The sequence below is a fragment of the Mesorhizobium sp. L-2-11 genome, assembly GCF_016756595.1.
In the GTDB taxonomy this organism is placed as follows: Bacteria; Pseudomonadota; Alphaproteobacteria; order Rhizobiales; family Rhizobiaceae; genus Mesorhizobium.
The window spans coordinates 3,654,860-3,670,127 of the sequence record NZ_AP023257.1; the positions used below are offsets into that span (position 1 = coordinate 3,654,860).

General features: G+C 60.3%; 21 protein-coding genes. 9 read left to right on the top strand and 12 right to left on the bottom strand.

Annotated features, from left to right (window positions below; translation table 11 throughout):
• The first annotated feature begins 3 nt into the window (after window positions 1-3).
• The 3 genes from JG739_RS17425 (at window position 4) to JG739_RS17435 (ending at window position 1,493) form a co-directional block, all read left to right on the top strand.
• On the top strand, window positions 4-423 hold the full coding sequence (locus tag JG739_RS17425) for a UPF0158 family protein (RefSeq protein ID WP_202362673.1): 420 nt from the start codon (window positions 4-6) through the stop codon (window positions 421-423).
• A 189-nt stretch (window positions 424-612) separates the two neighbouring features.
• The gene (locus JG739_RS17430) at window positions 613-1,182 is read left to right on the top strand and encodes a hypothetical protein (RefSeq protein ID WP_202362674.1); all 570 of its coding nucleotides are present in this window, start codon (window positions 613-615) and stop codon (window positions 1,180-1,182) included.
• On the top strand, window positions 1,182-1,493 hold the full coding sequence (locus JG739_RS17435; RefSeq protein WP_202362675.1) for a DUF6105 family protein: 312 nt from the start codon (window positions 1,182-1,184) through the stop codon (window positions 1,491-1,493). Before JG739_RS17430 ends, JG739_RS17435 begins: the two co-directional genes overlap by 1 nt.
• Before the next feature lie 206 nt (window positions 1,494-1,699).
• Here JG739_RS17435 and ruvX read toward each other — a convergent pair whose 3' ends face one another.
• Window positions 1,700-2,191 (bottom strand): Holliday junction resolvase RuvX, encoded by a 492-nt coding sequence (gene ruvX, locus JG739_RS17440; RefSeq protein ID WP_202362676.1) that lies wholly within the window; start codon window positions 2,189-2,191, stop codon window positions 1,700-1,702.
• Between the two features lie 100 nt (window positions 2,192-2,291).
• Between ruvX and JG739_RS17445 the strand changes: the two genes are divergently transcribed.
• Window positions 2,292-2,999 carry a metal-dependent hydrolase gene (locus JG739_RS17445; protein ID WP_202362677.1) on the top strand — a complete coding sequence of 236 codons (708 nt, stop codon included), beginning with the start codon at window positions 2,292-2,294 and terminating at the stop codon, window positions 2,997-2,999.
• 46 nt (window positions 3,000-3,045) lie between these two features.
• On the opposite strand, the gene JG739_RS17450 is transcribed toward JG739_RS17445, so the two are convergent.
• From JG739_RS17450 to JG739_RS17495, 10 genes are all read right to left on the bottom strand, one after another.
• Window positions 3,046-4,083: a Gfo/Idh/MocA family protein gene (locus tag JG739_RS17450; protein WP_202362678.1), complete on the bottom strand. Its 1,038-nt coding sequence runs from the start codon at window positions 4,081-4,083 to the stop codon at window positions 3,046-3,048.
• Between the two features lie 16 nt (window positions 4,084-4,099).
• Window positions 4,100-4,549, bottom strand: coding sequence for a type II 3-dehydroquinate dehydratase (gene aroQ / locus JG739_RS17455; protein WP_202362679.1), 450 nt, complete (start codon window positions 4,547-4,549; stop codon window positions 4,100-4,102).
• A gap of 28 nt (window positions 4,550-4,577) precedes the next feature.
• Window positions 4,578-4,832, bottom strand: a complete 255-nt coding sequence (locus JG739_RS17460) for a hypothetical protein (protein WP_244749468.1) — start codon at window positions 4,830-4,832, stop codon at window positions 4,578-4,580.
• A gap of 137 nt (window positions 4,833-4,969) precedes the next feature.
• Window positions 4,970-5,845: a shikimate dehydrogenase gene (locus JG739_RS17465; protein WP_202362680.1), complete on the bottom strand. Its 876-nt coding sequence runs from the start codon at window positions 5,843-5,845 to the stop codon at window positions 4,970-4,972.
• Window positions 5,846-5,857: 12 nt separating this feature from the next.
• Window positions 5,858-6,580 carry an amino acid ABC transporter ATP-binding protein gene (locus tag JG739_RS17470; protein WP_202367507.1) on the bottom strand — a complete coding sequence of 241 codons (723 nt, stop codon included), beginning with the start codon at window positions 6,578-6,580 and terminating at the stop codon, window positions 5,858-5,860.
• A gap of 63 nt (window positions 6,581-6,643) precedes the next feature.
• The gene (locus JG739_RS17475; protein ID WP_202362681.1) at window positions 6,644-7,486 is read right to left on the bottom strand and encodes a transporter substrate-binding domain-containing protein; all 843 of its coding nucleotides are present in this window, start codon (window positions 7,484-7,486) and stop codon (window positions 6,644-6,646) included.
• 51 nt (window positions 7,487-7,537) lie between these two features.
• Window positions 7,538-8,188 carry an amino acid ABC transporter permease gene (locus JG739_RS17480; RefSeq protein WP_202362682.1) on the bottom strand — a complete coding sequence of 217 codons (651 nt, stop codon included), beginning with the start codon at window positions 8,186-8,188 and terminating at the stop codon, window positions 7,538-7,540.
• 10 nt (window positions 8,189-8,198) lie between these two features.
• On the bottom strand, window positions 8,199-8,867 hold the full coding sequence (locus JG739_RS17485; RefSeq protein ID WP_202362683.1) for an amino acid ABC transporter permease: 669 nt from the start codon (window positions 8,865-8,867) through the stop codon (window positions 8,199-8,201).
• Between the two features lie 76 nt (window positions 8,868-8,943).
• On the bottom strand, window positions 8,944-9,774 hold the full coding sequence (locus JG739_RS17490; protein ID WP_202362684.1) for a sugar phosphate isomerase/epimerase family protein: 831 nt from the start codon (window positions 9,772-9,774) through the stop codon (window positions 8,944-8,946).
• Complete coding sequence (locus JG739_RS17495) at window positions 9,775-10,482, bottom strand: GntR family transcriptional regulator (RefSeq protein WP_244749469.1); 708 nt, start codon at window positions 10,480-10,482, stop codon at window positions 9,775-9,777.
• A gap of 318 nt (window positions 10,483-10,800) precedes the next feature.
• On the opposite strand from JG739_RS17495, the gene JG739_RS17500 reads away from it, so the two are divergent.
• Genes JG739_RS17500 through JG739_RS17515 form a run of 4 tightly spaced genes read left to right on the top strand, consistent with a single transcriptional unit; the run spans window position 10,801 to window position 14,037 of the window.
• Window positions 10,801-11,694, top strand: coding sequence for a dioxygenase family protein (locus tag JG739_RS17500; protein WP_202362685.1), 894 nt, complete (start codon window positions 10,801-10,803; stop codon window positions 11,692-11,694).
• A gap of 20 nt (window positions 11,695-11,714) precedes the next feature.
• Entirely contained in the window at window positions 11,715-12,497 is a 783-nt protein-coding gene (gene hpaH, locus JG739_RS17505; RefSeq protein WP_202362686.1) for a 2-oxo-hept-4-ene-1,7-dioate hydratase, read from the top strand.
• 8 nt (window positions 12,498-12,505) lie between these two features.
• Window positions 12,506-13,273 (top strand): 4-hydroxy-2-oxoheptanedioate aldolase, encoded by a 768-nt coding sequence (hpaI, locus tag JG739_RS17510; protein WP_202362687.1) that lies wholly within the window; start codon window positions 12,506-12,508, stop codon window positions 13,271-13,273.
• A gap of 35 nt (window positions 13,274-13,308) precedes the next feature.
• Window positions 13,309-14,037: a transporter substrate-binding domain-containing protein gene (locus tag JG739_RS17515; protein ID WP_202362688.1), complete on the top strand. Its 729-nt coding sequence runs from the start codon at window positions 13,309-13,311 to the stop codon at window positions 14,035-14,037.
• A gap of 252 nt (window positions 14,038-14,289) precedes the next feature.
• On the opposite strand, the gene thiD is transcribed toward JG739_RS17515, so the two are convergent.
• Window positions 14,290-14,766 (bottom strand): bifunctional hydroxymethylpyrimidine kinase/phosphomethylpyrimidine kinase, encoded by a 477-nt coding sequence (gene thiD / locus JG739_RS17520; RefSeq protein ID WP_244749470.1) that lies wholly within the window; start codon window positions 14,764-14,766, stop codon window positions 14,290-14,292.
• Window positions 14,767-14,980: 214 nt separating this feature from the next.
• Between thiD and gatC the strand changes: the two genes are divergently transcribed.
• Window positions 14,981-15,268: an Asp-tRNA(Asn)/Glu-tRNA(Gln) amidotransferase subunit GatC gene (gene gatC / locus JG739_RS17525; protein WP_202362689.1), complete on the top strand. Its 288-nt coding sequence runs from the start codon at window positions 14,981-14,983 to the stop codon at window positions 15,266-15,268.

Sequence of the window (15,268 nt, forward strand, 5' to 3'; positions counted from 1 at the left end):
CCAATGGCAGTCAATTTCAGCGAGCTTCTGGACGCGTTCGAATTCGTGAACACCGGCGGAGCCGGCGAAAATGAGGCCTATCTGTGCAAGGAGACAGGCAAGATCTACTGGCATTCCGAATGGGCGGACGATGTTGAAGAACTGCCTGACGACGTCGAGGACGACGAAAGATACATCGCCATCCCGGACAAGCGCGAACTCGATCTCAGCAAACCGCTGGTGCTGGCATTCGCGCGCCACCACCTGCCCGACGATTTCGACAAGGTTCGAGAGATCTTCAGCCGGGCGGGTGCCTATGCCCGCTTCAAGGATCTTTTGGAGCACAGGGGCGCCGTTGATCGATGGTACGACTTCGAGCAAAAAGCCACGGAAGAAGCGTTGAAGACCTGGTGCGCGGATAACGACATCAAGGTCAGCAGCTGAAGCTGAGGTATCAAGCGTCTGGTACGTCCTTACCACTTCCCGGCCGTTCCGAGAATTCTCCGCGATCACGAGCGTATCAGGCGAGATAACGTTCACCACCGCTGTGGATTGCCGTTAACCTTAACAAATGGTTTCCATTGCGGCGGCAGGCCGCAAAGCCCACTGTCCTGTTACGGAAGCAGGAACGCTATGCGGCATATATTGAGCTCCTTTCTGGCCTTGCACTGGGCGGTCGTTTTCGCCCTGCTGGCGTTCATCTGCATCGATGGGAATCGCGGTGTTGCGGCAGCGCTCGACGTGCTCGGCGTCGCCGTCCAGAACACCCGCTTCGGCGCCCTCGAAAACGCCGTCGTGGTGGCGCTGCTTGCCGTGGCGCTGCTGGTCGTCGCGGTGCTGTTCTGCTGGGCCTTTGTCGAGGCTCTGTTTAGCGACCCGAAGAATCCGGACGCGACCGATAGCGTCGTGCGGGTCGCCTTCATCTCCGCCTCCGGCGTGCTGTCGCTGATCGTCGTCGGCGGCGCCGCGCAAGGCATCAACGGGCTGTTCATGGCCGTCGCGGTGCAACTGGCGGCACTGCTGGCTTCCTATGTCGCCATGCTGGCAGAGCGGCGGTCGGCCCTGGCTGCAGCGGTTCCGGGCACCGGAGAAGTCAGTGCCGCCGCGCATATGATGGCGAAGGCGGCGGCGCCGGCGCTCTTGCGCATTTCCGGCCGGCTGGACACCGAATTGAGGCCGGACACTTACTTGAGGGACCGCTGATGCGCACCTTGTTCGCGCTGTGGGCGGCGCCGCTCGCCCTGTTCTGGGGCTGGTTCTTCCTGTCCCTCAACGACATCAATTTCGGCTATGTCATGCTGAGCCGCCAATTGCATGACCTCGTCTTCCAGCTGTATGGCGAGATGCTTGGCATCGATCCGGCGCTCATTCCCGGCATGGTGGCGAAGGCCTGCATCGTCGACAGCCTGCTGCTCATGGCGTTCTGGGCATTTCGCCGCCGCCGCGTGATCGCTAGCTGGATCAGGATAATGCGCGACCGCTATTTCGACCAGGCCTCGACGCCGAGCGCCTGAAGTCTGTTTGATAACTCGCTATGCCGAGGCGGATGATTTGGGTTTCGAGAACCGGAGCGGAGCCGACACCAGGTCGGTGAGCTTCGCGCATGACCCCGAAAATCGGAGTCGATTTTCGGAGAGGATCATGCGCAAAATTAAAAAGTGCTACAGCGTCCTTTGCGCGTCCGAAAGGACGCGTGGCGCTGTAGTAGCGCAGAAAGCCGTCAGGTGTCCGGCAGAGTAGAGTTTGCAAGCAGACTTTGAAGCCGGTCGAGAACGCCCTGCAAAATAAAGGCCGCCGCGGCCGAATCGATCTTGCCGGCGCGTTTGCGGCGCGAAAAGTCCATCTCGATCAGCGTCCGCTCGGCCGCCACCGTCGACAGCCGCTCGTCCCACAAGACGAAGGGCAGGTCGGTCAAACCAGCCATGTTGCGGGCGAAGGCGCGGGATTTCTGGGCGCGCGGGCCTTCCGACCCGTCCATGTTGACCGGCAGGCCGAGCACCACGGCCCCGACATTCTCTTTCTCCAGCAAGTCGAGCAGCACTGTGGCATCCAGCGAGAATTTCCTGCGCATGATGACGGGACGCGGGTGGGCGAAGGCAAAGCCCCGGTCGGAAACCGCCACGCCGATCGTCTTGTCGCCAAGGTCGAGCCCGGCCAGCGTCTTGCCGCCGCCGAGCCGCGCCGGCAACTCCTCGATGGTGATGATGCTCAACGGCTTTCCTCGGACTTTACGCCGCAAAGGACGCTGTGGGACTTTAATTTCACTGCCGGCGTTCTATCCTTTGCCGAAGCAAAAATCGAGGAAGGCATTCATGAAACTGACCTGGTACGGACATTCCGCATTTCGCGTCGAAACCGCCGAGGCGAAAATCCTCATCGATCCCTACCTGATCGGTAATCCGTCATGGACGGGCGGCTGGGAAGAGCCGGCGGAAGGGGTCACGCATGTTCTGTTGACCCACGGCCACAGCGACCACATCAGCGGTGCGCTTGAAGTGCTTGGGAAAAGCGGCGCCATGCTGGTCGCCAATTTCGAGATCTGCATGTACCTGGTCGGCAAGGGCGTCAGCGACAAGAAGATCAATCCCGGCAATATTGGCGGCACTGTCGATTGCGGCGGCTTCACCACCACCTTCGTCCAGGCGCTGCATTCCTCGTCGTTCCCGGGCGACAAGGGCCAGAACACCTATCTCGGCAATCCCGGCGGCCTTGTCCTGCATTTCGAGGAAGACAAGACGCTCTATCATATGGGCGACACCGACATCTTTTCCGACATGGCGCTGATCAACGAACTGCATGAGCCGAAGATCGGCATCGTGCCGATCGGCGATCGCTTCACCATGGGCGGCGCGGTGGCAGCCCTTGCCTGCCGGCGCTTCTTTCAGTTCGAGACGGTCATCCCCAGTCACTTCGGCACATTTCCGATCATCGACCAGACCGCCGACAAGTTTGTCGCGGGGTTGGAGGGTTCCGGTGTGAAGGTGGCGTTGCCGGAGATCGGCGGGACAATCGCCTTATAGAGCATGCACCTTGCAGAGCATGCCAAAGGCGCAAGCAATTTCCTTTCTATCCTAGAACGATGCGTTCGCCGCTTGCCGCCGATTGTTTAACGGCCATAATAACCTTCAGCGTGTTCAGCCCTTCGCGACCGCTGACCAGCGGCGGTTCTTTACCGCGGATCACCTTGCAGAACTGCCGGATCTGCAGCACCAGCGGATCTTCGTCTTGAACGGCTACGCGGCGCTTTTGGAAGGGCTCCCACCAGCTGCGTCTTATACCGTTCGTCCACACGTCCAGCGCCGGGATCGTCAGGGATCCGTGGGTCCCGCCGATTGCGTAACATGCCTCTTCCGTTTTCGGGTAAGCTGGGTTTTCGCCCGCCGTCATCTCCCAGCTCCAGGGCGCGACGACGGAGTCCGAAACGGACGCCGTGGCAAGAAGACCGCTTTCGAATTCCATCAGGATCACTGAGGTCTCCTCGACAGCATTGCCGCGGACGGCGCTGGATTCGCGCGCCTGGACGGCAACGATGTCGCCGAAAAGGTAGCGCAGGTTGTCGACGTCGTGGATCAAGTTGAGGAAGACCGGGCCGGCGCCGGCCTGGCGCCGCCAGTCGATGTCGAAATAGTCGTCCGGCTTGAACAGCCAGAACATCGCATTGGCCACGAGGATGCGGCCAAGCTCGCCGCTGTCGATGATCTCTTTCGCCTTCTGGATCATCGGATTGTGGCGGCGATGGTGGCCGACCAGAAGGGGAACGCCGGCGGCTTCTGCCGCGCCGATCAGGTTTTCACCGGCAGCGATATCATCGGCGATCGGCTTTTCGATCAGCGCCGGCACACCGGCGGCAACGGCTTCGAGACCATTGGCGACATGGACCTGGTTGGGCGTCGCGACGATAATGCCGTCGGGACGATCCGTCTCGATCATTGCGGCAAAGCTCGCAAACCATTTAGCGCCGGATTCCTGCGCGATCTGCTGCCCGAGCGGCATCGGGTCGACGACGGCAAGAAGTTCCGCCTGCGGCTCGGCAAGCACGTGCTGGATATGTCGCTTGCCGATCAGGCCGGCGCCGAGCACCGCAAGCCTTACTTTCCGATCCATGCCGAGCCGCTTCCCGTCACTTCTTCTCGGCAGACGTGATCAGGCTTGCCAGCCTTCGGATCGCAAGCTGATAGCCTTCGGTGCCAAGACCGGCGATCACGCCGTCGGCGCGGTGCGAGACGAAGGAATGATGGCGGAAGGGTTCGCGCTTGTGGACGTTGGAAATATGCACCTCGATCACCGGCTGCTCGAAGGTATTCAGCGCATCGAGAATAGCAACGGAGGTATGGGTGAAGGCGGCTGGATTGATGACGATGCCGGCGCCGTCCTCGCGCGCCTCATGGATCCAGTCGATGATTTCGTATTCGCGGTTGCTCTGGTGAAAGCGGACGTCGTGACCGAGTTCAGAGGCGAGCCGGCGGCAATCGGCTTCGACATCGGCGAGCGTTTCGTGGCCGTAGATATGCGGCTGGCGCTTGCCGAGCAGATTGAGATTCGGACCGTTGAGAACATAGATCAGGCTCATTCTTCTTCCTTTCGAATCGCCGGAATGGTCACGGCAGCGTGGTCTCGTGGATCGCAAAATCGGGATCCGACTGGATGAGATCGGCACGCAGGGCGCAGCGTCCCTCATCGAGTGCCGAACGTGCGACGCCTTCGGCTGCGTCATAGACCGTCTGCAATATCGCTCGCTGTTCGGCCGCCGAGCGTCCGGGCGCGATGCGTAGGATGATCTGCACGAACTGGTTGGCGGGATGCTCGTCGGCGACCAGCGAATGCGTGGCCTCGCGCAAAGGTGCGCACGGCATTCGGCTTGACCGCGCCGCTGTCTCGCACGCTGCGATGAACGGCCTTCACCAGCGCCGGCATGTCGATGCGGCTCCCGGCTCCCTCGCTGTATTCGATCACGATGTGCGGCATTGTGTTTCTCCTTTGCCAGCCTGGATCAAGAGGCTTTGCAAAGTGCGGTGAAATGGCTGCTCATGCGTTCGGCGTCGGGTTCGATTCCGCTGAAGAGCTTGAACGCGGCGGCCGCCTGAAACACCGTCATCCCGCCACCCGGCAGGGTGCGGCAGCCAAGCCGGGTTGCAAGCGCAAGAAGCTCGGTTACCAGCGGCATGTAAACGATGTCGGCGACCCAGTGGCGGGGTTCCAGCCAGCTCTCTTCGATGGGCAAGCCCGGATGGTTCTTCATGCCGGTCGGGGTGGCGTGGATGAGTCCGTCGGCAGTCCTCATCGCTTCCTCGACATCGATGATCGCAAAGGCCCGGTCGGCGGAAAACCGGCGGTTCAGATCTTCGGCCAAGCGATCTGCGCGAGAAACATCCTGATCGAAAATCGCGAGACGCTCGATGCCGAGTTTCATCGCGGCATGCGCGACCGCGACGCCGGCGCCGCCCGCGCCGAGAAGGACAGCCCGATGCCGCGGAACGTCTGGAAGGCCGCGCCCGAAATTTTCGTAAAAACCGTGCCAGTCGGTGTTGTGGCCGGTTCGTTTTCCATCCTTGAACACGACCGTGTTGACCGCGCCCAGCATGCGGGCGTCCTCGGACAGATCCGCCAGATGCGGAATCACCGTCTGCTTGCAGGGATGGGTGATGTTGCTGCCGGCAAAGCCACGCGCTTCCTGTTCCGCAAGGAGATCAGGCAGGGCGGTGGCCGTAAGGCCGCGCTCCGCAAGGTCGAGGAGTTCATAGCGATAGTCGAGCCCCTGAAGCGCCCCTTCGCGCTCGTGCAGGGCAGGAGATTTCGACATCTGAATATCCGCGCCGATCAGTCCCACCAACACAGCGCGTTTTGTCGTTTCGGTTGAAACCGTCATCTGCGGATCGCCTTAATGATGAGCCAGGATTTCGCCGAGAAAGGCCCGGGTGCGCGGATGCGACGGATTGCGGAAGAATGTTTCCGGCGGCGCTTCTTCGATGATTTCGCCGGAGGCCATGAAGATCACGCGGTCGGCCACCTGCCGGGCAAAGCCCATTTCATGGGTGACACAAATCATCGTCATGCCGTCTCTGGCCAGACCGATCATCGTGTCGAGGACTTCCTTGACCATCTCAGGGTCGAGCGCACTGGTCGGCTCATCGAACAGCATGGCTTTCGGCTCCATGCAGAGCGCACGTGCAATGGCAACACGCTGCTGTTGCCCGCCGGAGAGTTGGGCTGGGTACTTGTCGGCCTGATCGAGAATGCGAACGCGCTCTAGATATTTACGGGCGATTTTCTCCGCTTCGGCCTTGCCTGTTCCACGCACCCGCATCGGCGCAAGCGTGCAGTTTTCCAGGATTGTCATGTGCGGAAAAAGATTGAAGCTCTGGAACACCATGCCGACTTCGCGCCGGACGGCGTCGATCGATTTGCCACTGTCATCCAGCTTTGTCCCCTCGACCATGATCATGCCCTTCTCGATTTTCTCGAGCGCATTGATGCAGCGGATAAGCGTGGACTTGCCAGATCCGGACGGTCCGCAAAGGACGATTCTCTCGCCTTTGCGAACCGTAAGGTTGATGTTCTTCAACGCATGGAATTCGCCGTACCATTTATCCACGGCTTCCATGGAAAGAAGCGGGCTTTGCGTGTCAGCGGCGTGCGGCACGGCGATCTCCTGCGTAGAACGTGTTCAGTTGATGGTGAAGGGGATGTTCGGAATGGATTCGGGGAACTTCGGAACTTCCACCTTCATCCACTTCGCATAGACCTTGGCGTGCTCGCCGTTCGACAGGATCTTGTCGAGGAAGGCGTTGACGGTTTCATTCCAGTCCTTCTCGCCAAGTCGTGTTCCGACGCCATTGAATGTCGTGAGGAAATCGATCTTGCGTTCATATGTGCCGGCACTGGCTGCTTCCAGACGGTCGAGGTAGAACTGGTTGCCGCCGACCGCCTGCACCTGGCCGGAAAGCAGCGCCTGGATGGTGGCCGCATCATCGTCGAAGCGGCGTACCGTTGCGTTGGAGCCGACCGCGTCGGTCACCGCCTTATCCTGAGAGCTTGAGCGTGGGACGCCGATTTCGACGCCTGCCAGATCCGCGATCTCGGCCATCTTCTTGTCCTTCGGTCCGTAAAGCGAAATCGTGTTGCCAGCATATGGCTTGCTGTACTGGATCGACTTGGCCCGTTCCTCCGTCATTGCCATGGTGGCAAACAGGATATCGACCTTGCCGGTGACAAGCGCCGGAATGCGGTTGGCGACCGCGAGCGGTGCGAATTCGACCTCCACGCCCAGTTCCTTGGCGAAGAGCTTGGCGATGTCGGCATCGAAACCGTCCTGAACGCCGCTCGAATTGACAAAGCCCCAGGGCGCGTTGTCGCCCTGAATGCCGACGATGATCTTGCCCTTGGCTTTGACCTCCTCCACCGTCGCGGCTTGGGCAGACATCGGCGATAGCCACGGGGCCATCATCAGAGCTGCTACTGCGAACAGAATTCCACGGCGCTTCAGACCGGTATTAAAGCTGCTGATCATTACGCTCTCCTCCTTGGTTGATAGAGCTTATGCGTTCGTTGGATTGCCAACTTACCGGACGGCCTTTGCCATCCGATTTTCGAGCCGGGCCCCGTAGAGAGACAAAGGCCAGCAAATGATGAAGTAAATCGCGCCGACGATGCCGAAGATAAGCAACGGCCGGTACGTCTGGTTCGAGACGATCTGTCCGGCGCGGGCGAGCTCGATGAAGCCGACGATGGCGGCAAGCGACGTGCCTTTGATGAGCTGAACGAGAAAACCGATGGTTGCCGGCAACGATACTTTGAACGCCTGCGGAAGGACCACGTCCTTCATCCGCGACACATAGTGAAGCCCCAGCGCATTGGCGGCCTCGGTCTGGCCCCTCGGGATTGCCTGGATACCACCACGCCAGACCTCGCCCAGGAATGCGCTCGCATGCAGCGTGAAGGCGATCGCGACAGCCACCCAGGCCTCGACGCTGACGCCGAGAAGCGCGATCCCGTAGTAGACGACGAAGAGCTGCATCAGCAGCGGTGTACCCTGGAAGACTGAGATATAGCCCGCCGCCGTCTTGCGGAGGGCTGAGAGTTCAGATGTGCGGGCAAGCGCGATGACGAGTCCGAATACCCCGCCGCCGATGAAGCCGATCGCAGATAGAAGCAATGTCCACTTCAGGCCCTGCAGCAGGAATAGCATTTCGTTTTGGCCGATAACACCCATTGTCCTGTCCCTACCGCACCGGATAGCTGAAGAAATGCCGCGAGATCAGCGCAAACAGCCCCATCATCATCCAGGAAATGACGAGGTACATCAGCGTGATCGTGAAATAGACCTCGAAGCTGCGGAACGTGTCGGACTCGATGATCTGCGCGACGGAGGTCAGCTCGTAAGCCGCGATAGACGTGCAGACCGATGTCGTCAGCGTCAGCATGATGAACTGGCTGGTCAGCGAGGGGTAAATTGCCCTGAGCGCCGGTTTCAGAACGATCAGGCGAAACACCTGCGCCTTGTGAAGGCCGAGTGCGAGCCCGGCTTCAACCTGACCTTTGTGGATGCTGTCGACACCGCCACGAATGATTTCGATGGCATAGGCGCCGCCATTGATGGCGAGCGCGATGATCGCCGTGACAGTGGGATTGAGGCGAACACCCATCATAGGCAGGGCGAAGAAAATGAAGAAGATTTGCACCAGGAAAGGGGTATTGCGGACCACTTCAACGAAGGCGATGACCGCCGCTTGCAAGGGACGGATATTCGATGACCGGGCCGCGACGCCGATCACACCGATCACCAGCGCCAGAGACATGCCGGCCAGGGCAAGACCGATCGTCGCCAGAGCCGCCATCAGCAGGTCGGGCATCTTTTCGAAGACAACGCTGAAATCCAGCACGTAGTTCATGACAATATCTCTCTCCGCCGACAGGCTCCTCAGCCTGTCTCCGTGTCGTAGTTAGCTGTTGCGCCGTTGCTCGTGCTTAGCCGGCCAACGCACGGGCGGCATCATGCAGGTGACGCAAATGCTCCTCCGGCGCCTGGCTGGAATGGATAGGCACCTCTACCGAGACGGCGGCGCCTGCGGGCAACACCCTCATCAGGCTCGCAACGGGAAGCTCACCCAGCCCCGGCGCAAAACGTCCCGTTCTGGCCTCGCTGACCTTTTGATCCGCCGTTATCGGCGCAGGTCCCCGCGCATCGCAGAGCTGAATGCTCCTGACCATGCCTTGAGGGGCAGCTAAGACATCCTTGGCTTGGCCGCCATTGCGGAAGAAGTGCAGCGCATCGACCAGCGCGCCGGCATTGTCCCGGCTCGATCCCTGCACGATCGACAGGCTGTCATGAAAGCTGGCGACGGTGCGCCAGCCCATGTTCTCCAGGTCGACGCCCATGCCGAAGGTGGCCGCGAGGTCGCAAAGCGCTGCAAAATTGGCAATCAGGCGCCCCCGATCCGGGTCGTCGCCGCAAACGCTGAGACGTCGCGCACCGAGCGCGCTGGCGGCTTCAAGCATTGACACCAGGGCAATGACATCGAAGTGCGGCCCGATGACAACGAATTCGATGTCATAGAGCGAAATACCTTCGCCATCGAGGCGGGCTTTTACGTCGCGAGCTGCGTCGCTTCCCACCGGCAACTCATAATAGGGAGCGCCGGGAAAAGCCGGATGAAGGCGCAGGCCAACCGATGAAAAACCGGTGGCCGCGGCAAGCGACACGAACTTCGCCGGCGCGACATCAATCGCTGAGAAATGCGCGACCCCCAGCGGCGATGCCGAAGCGTTGGGTGGTATGGTTTCCTCCCGGGTCTCCATTCAGGCAATTCCCTTTTCAGCGAGATGCCGTCGCAGATTTGTGCCGGTACGATGGATGTGCTCGCGCAGCCGGTCGCAGGCATAGTCCATATCCCGCGCCACGGTCCCTTGCGCGATTTCACTATGTTCAACGCTGACATTGCGGTCGCCGGACGTGCGGGTAAGAAAGGTGCGCCGGTAGCGGTCGTTCAAGTTCAGCATGGTCTTGCAGAAGCTGAGAAGCAGCGGTTTACGGCAGCCCGCAATCAGGGTGAGATGAAACTCCCGGTGGACGGCTTCCCACTGCTCAAGCGTTTCGGGTTTTGCTGCATCCCGTTCCGTGCGGTTCAGGCGGTGCAGCGCACGCATGACATTGCCTTCCCAATCGACATCGCCGACGCGCATGGATTCCCGCAGCGCGTAGGTTTCGAATTCCTCACGCAAACTGGTGATCTCTTCGAGGTTCGAAAGTGAAACGGGCGACACGCGGTAGCCGCGATTGTCTTCGAACTCGACCAACCCGTCCGAAATCAAACGCGCCAACGCCTCCCGCAAAGGACTGAGACTGACGTTAAAGCTTTGCTTTGCGCGATCGAGATTGATCTTGCTGCCCGCCTCGAGCTGGCCGGAAATGATCGCTTCGCGCAGACGTGAAACAAGCTGACTGGCGATCGTGTTCTTGCCGTCATCGGGAAAGGATGGCGTTGCCGCCTCCGCGCCACTTTCCAAAATGAGGCTCCCGGGCCCTGATCGCAATTGACATCCTCCCCAGATGGTTCCCGCCACGTTTTCTGGTAGCGGATTCATTGATCGACGATCCATATAATAAACGATTATTTTTGTCAAACAGTTTTGGTGAAATGTGGAGTTGAGCCTCCATTAGAATTGCCAGAAGTGGAATTTTATATAATGAAATCAATTCTATACGGACAACAATCGTGATTCTATAAAGAGAATTTAGGGAGAATCTCCCGGCCGTAAAGCAATGTCGGCTTGACAAATAATCGATGATTTATCAAAACAGGCACGCCCACAGGGAGGTGTGAGATGGTGATACGGACCCAAGAGGATGTGACGGCGGCTGTTCTGAAGGCTATGGAGCAGACCTCGGACCACCGGCTTCGCGAGATCCTGACGGCGCTGGTGAAGCATCTGCACGCCTTTGTTCGTGAAGTCCGCTTGACGGAGCCGGAGTTTCGCGATGCCACGGCGGTCCTCAACGAAATCGGCCAATTGCAAACGGACAGCCATAACGAGTTCGTCCTGATCTCGGGCTCGCTGGGCGTTTCGACGCTGGTCTGCCTGCTCAACAACGGCGATCGGGGACAGACGGAAACGTCCCAGTCGCTGCTTGGTCCCTTCTGGCGCCTCAACTCACCGCGGGTCGACAACGGCGGCACGATTATCCGTTCGGATACGCCCGGGTCTCCGCTGTTTGTGCGGGGCTTGGTTGTTGACAGACACGGAAGTCCGATCGCCGGCGCCGACGTGGACGTCTGGCATGCCTCGCCCGTCGGCCTCTACGAGAACCAGGATCCCGATCAGGCCGAAATGAATCTGCGAGGTAAATTCACGACGGATGCGGAGGGCCGCTTCTGGTTCAGCACGGTGAAGATGATCGGATATCCGATCCCGGTGGACGGTGTCGTCGGTCGGCTTTTGAAGGCGCAAGGACGTCACCCTTATCGCCCGGCGCATCTGCACGCGCTGATCTTCAAGCAAGGTTACAAGACCCTGATTTCGCAGGTCTTCGACCCCAGCGATCCGAACATCGATACCGACGTGCAGTTCGGGGTGACGTCCGCGCTGACGGGCGATTTCGTGCAGCATGACGAACCACATCCGGACGATCCGAATGTGAACGTTCCCTGGTTTTCCCTGGAATACACATACGTGATGGAGCCGGGCGAAGCGGTTCTGCCGCGCGCGCCAATCAAATAAACAAACGGGAGAACCACATCATGTTGACGGATGAAGAACGACGCAGCGCGGCGCAGGCATTGCTGGGCGCCGAGGAAAGCCGGGTGCCGATCCCGCAACTCAGCAAGACCTATCCCCAGATTGAGATCGAGGATGCCTATCGCATCCAGGATCTTTGGGCGGAGGGCAGGATTGCCAAAGGTGCGCGCGTCGCGGGCCACAAGATCGGCCTGACATCAAGAGCCATGCAGATGGCATCGAAGATGACCGAGCCGGATTACGGGCGCATCCTTGATGATGCTCTTTTCAATGACGGCGCCCAGATCAGGGCCGACCTCTTCATCAAGCCGCGCCTCGAAGTGGAACTTGCCTTCATCATGGGCGAGAATCTCGAGGGCCCGAGCACCCGAATCTACGACGTTATGCGCGCCACCGAATTCATTGTGCCGGCGCTCGAAATCATCGACTACAGAACCGAGGTTCCGCGCGCGATCACTGATACCATCGCGGATAACGCAGCCTTCGGCGCCATCGTCGTCGGAGGTCGCGTCATCCGTCCGATGGACATCGACATCCGGTGGATCGGGGCAACGCTTTCCAAGAACGGGATCATCGAGGAATCGGGTGTTTCGGCCGCCGTCATGGGGCATCCCGCAGCGGGTGTCGCCTGGCTTGTCAATAAGCTCCATGCGGTCGGGGGCAAGCTGGAAAAGGGGCAGATCGTGCTTGCGGGCTCGTTTACGCGGCCCGTCGATATCGCCGCCGGCGATGTCGTCCAGGCGGATTACGGTCCGATCGGCGCGCTCGGAGTATCGTTCTTATAGGTGGTGTCGTGAATCTTCCGAAAAACCGCTTCAAGCGTGCACTGGCCGAGAAAAGGCAGCAAATCGGTCTCTGGTGCAGCCTCCCGGGCAGCTATGCCGCCGAAATCGTCGCGCCCTCCGGGTTCGACTGGCTGCTGTTCGACACCGAGCACTCGCCGGGCGACGTCCTGACGGTCTTGCCGCAGTTGCAGGCAGTTGCGGCCTACGACGTCTCGCCCATCGTGCGCCCTGCCAGCAACGATGCGGTGCTGATCAAGCGCTATCTCGACATCGGTGCGCAGACACTGCTCATTCCCTATGTGCAGAACCGGGAAGAAGCCGAAGCCGCGGCTTCCGCCATGCGCTACCCACCTGCCGGTATCCGCGGTGTGTCGGGGCTGACGCGGGCGACGCGGTTTGGGCGTGTCACCGGCTACGCTAAGCGGGCAGAGGAGGAGCTGTGCCTGCTGGTGCAGTTGGAAACCCGTGCGGCAGTGGAGGCGTTAGAGGCCATTGCACAGGTAGATGGTGTCGATGGTGTCTTCATCGGCCCGGCGGATCTTGCCGCCATCCTTGGATATCCGGGGGAGCCCGGCCATCCTGAGGTCGTGGCTGCCGTCGAGGGTGCGATCCGCCGCCTTGCGGCTCTCGGTAAGCCCGCAGGCATCCTGACGCCCGACATCACCTTCGCTGCACGCTGTATCGAACTTGGCACCACCTTTACCGCGGTCGGTGTCGACGCCGGCCTTCTCGCACGCGGAACCGAGGCGCTGGCAGCGAAATTCAGGCAACAGTGACCGCAAGATTGCACTGTCCGGCGGGAGATCGAGACATGACCGACGATATCGCAGCTCCGCTCACCGCACTGATCCCCAAAGGCTATCTGCGCGCGGCGGTAAACCTCGCCAATATCGCTTTGGTGCAGTTCGATTCGAATACAGGAGTCTTTGAAGGTGTCAGCCCACAACTCGCCAGAGAGTTTTCAGAGCGCCTCGGTTGTCGCGTCGAATTCGTCGTCTATCCGTCGGCAGCCAGCATCCTGGAGCGGGTCGATCAGGACGAGTGGGACATCGCTTTCCTGGCCGCCGACCCGGCGCGCGAAGACAGGCTGCTGTTTTCGCCTGCCTATGCGCTGATCGAGGGCACGCTTGTGGTTCGAGAGGCAACACCGTATCACACGTTTCAAGACGTCGACGCGCAGGGCGTGGAAATTTGCGCCACACGAAACGCTGCTTATGACCTTTATTTGTCGCGGCGTCTCGCGCATGCCAAAATCGTTCATTCGTCTACCCCAGGGGAAGCCCTTGAAATGTTTGTCGAAGGCAAACATCACGCCGCGGCGGGTGTGCGGCAAGCGCTTGAGCGCTTTGCGAGCGCGCGTGAGGGTTTCCGCGTCCTAGCGGAACCATTCCTCGTTATCAGACAAACGATCGCTGTCAGTTGTTCCCATCCAGCGGCGGGTCTCCTGGTGCGCGAATTTGTCGAGGAGGCTCTTCGAGGAGGTTTCTCGGAAAACGTCATCCGCGATGCGCAACGCAATGGCGTTGCTTTGGCAAATTGAGCTAATCCAAATTGGGATAGCGGCCGCAGGACCCGTTCATTCGCGCATAGAGGTGATGTGGTGGACGGCCACACCTCCGAGTTCTGTGTCAAGCCACGTGATGTCGGTGGCGGCATCAGCTCAGCAGCGTGGGCAGGCTCCGGGTCTGCGTGATAAAGGAGTGCTACGATGCCTCACAAACGCGGGCTTGAACTAAGGCACGAAGTCGACGCATGCGGGTTCCGGAGCCGTCAGTCCCGGGGAACCGATTTTTTAAAGCTTTGCGAAAACAAACTGCTTGGCTTGGCCGACGGCGTGTTCAAGCGACCTCCCATTCGCCAGGTGCGCGGCAATCGCGCAGGCCAACATGCAGCCCGTTCCGCGCATCGATCCGGCAAGGCGCGGCGCATCGAAGCTGATGGGTTCTTGACCGGAACGCAGCAGAATTTCCGTGGACCGAGGCCCCGTTGCGTGCCCGCCCTTGGCCAGCACGATCTGCGACCCGGTGGCCAGCAATCCTTGTCCTTGGCGCAAGATCTCGCAGTCGTCCACCGCCGGTCGTGAGCCGGCGAGGATGGCCAGCTCGACGAGGTCGGGTGTGACGAGACGGCAGAGCGGCATGAGATTTCGTGTCAGCGAGCCGATCGCGCTTGCCTCCAGAAGCGGTCCGCCCGAAGAGGAGGCCAGCACCGGGTCGAGCACGGCCGGGATATGCCGATTTTCCGCGCAGCACAGCCGCAACGCCGGCAATGATGTGCTCCGTCGCGAGCATGCCGATCTTGATGGCCGCCACCTTGGCTTGCAGGGCGGCGTGCATCTGGTCGGCCACCAGCCCGGCTGGCAAATTCGCCGACTGCGTTGTGCTGCCATCGACCTTCCGGGCCGGTTCTCGGCACGATGCATGTTGCGCGGCACGCGCCGCGCCGCTATAGCGCGGACTGGTTTTCCCGAGGCACAAGCAAATATGTCCGTTGATCTGCAAACAGTGAAGCGCGTCGCGCGTCTCGCCCGCATTGCGGTGAGCGAGACGGATGCCGAGCGCATGACCGGCGAGTTGAACGCCATTCTCGGTTTTGTCGAGCAGTTGAACGAGGTCGACGTCTCCGGCGTCGAGCCGATGACGTCGGTCATTCCGATGGAGATGAAGAAGCGTCCGGACGTCGTCACCGACGGCAGCAAGGCTGCCGACATCGTCGCCAACGCACCGGCGACCGAAGAGAATTTCTTCCTCGTTCCGAAGGTCGTGGAGTAG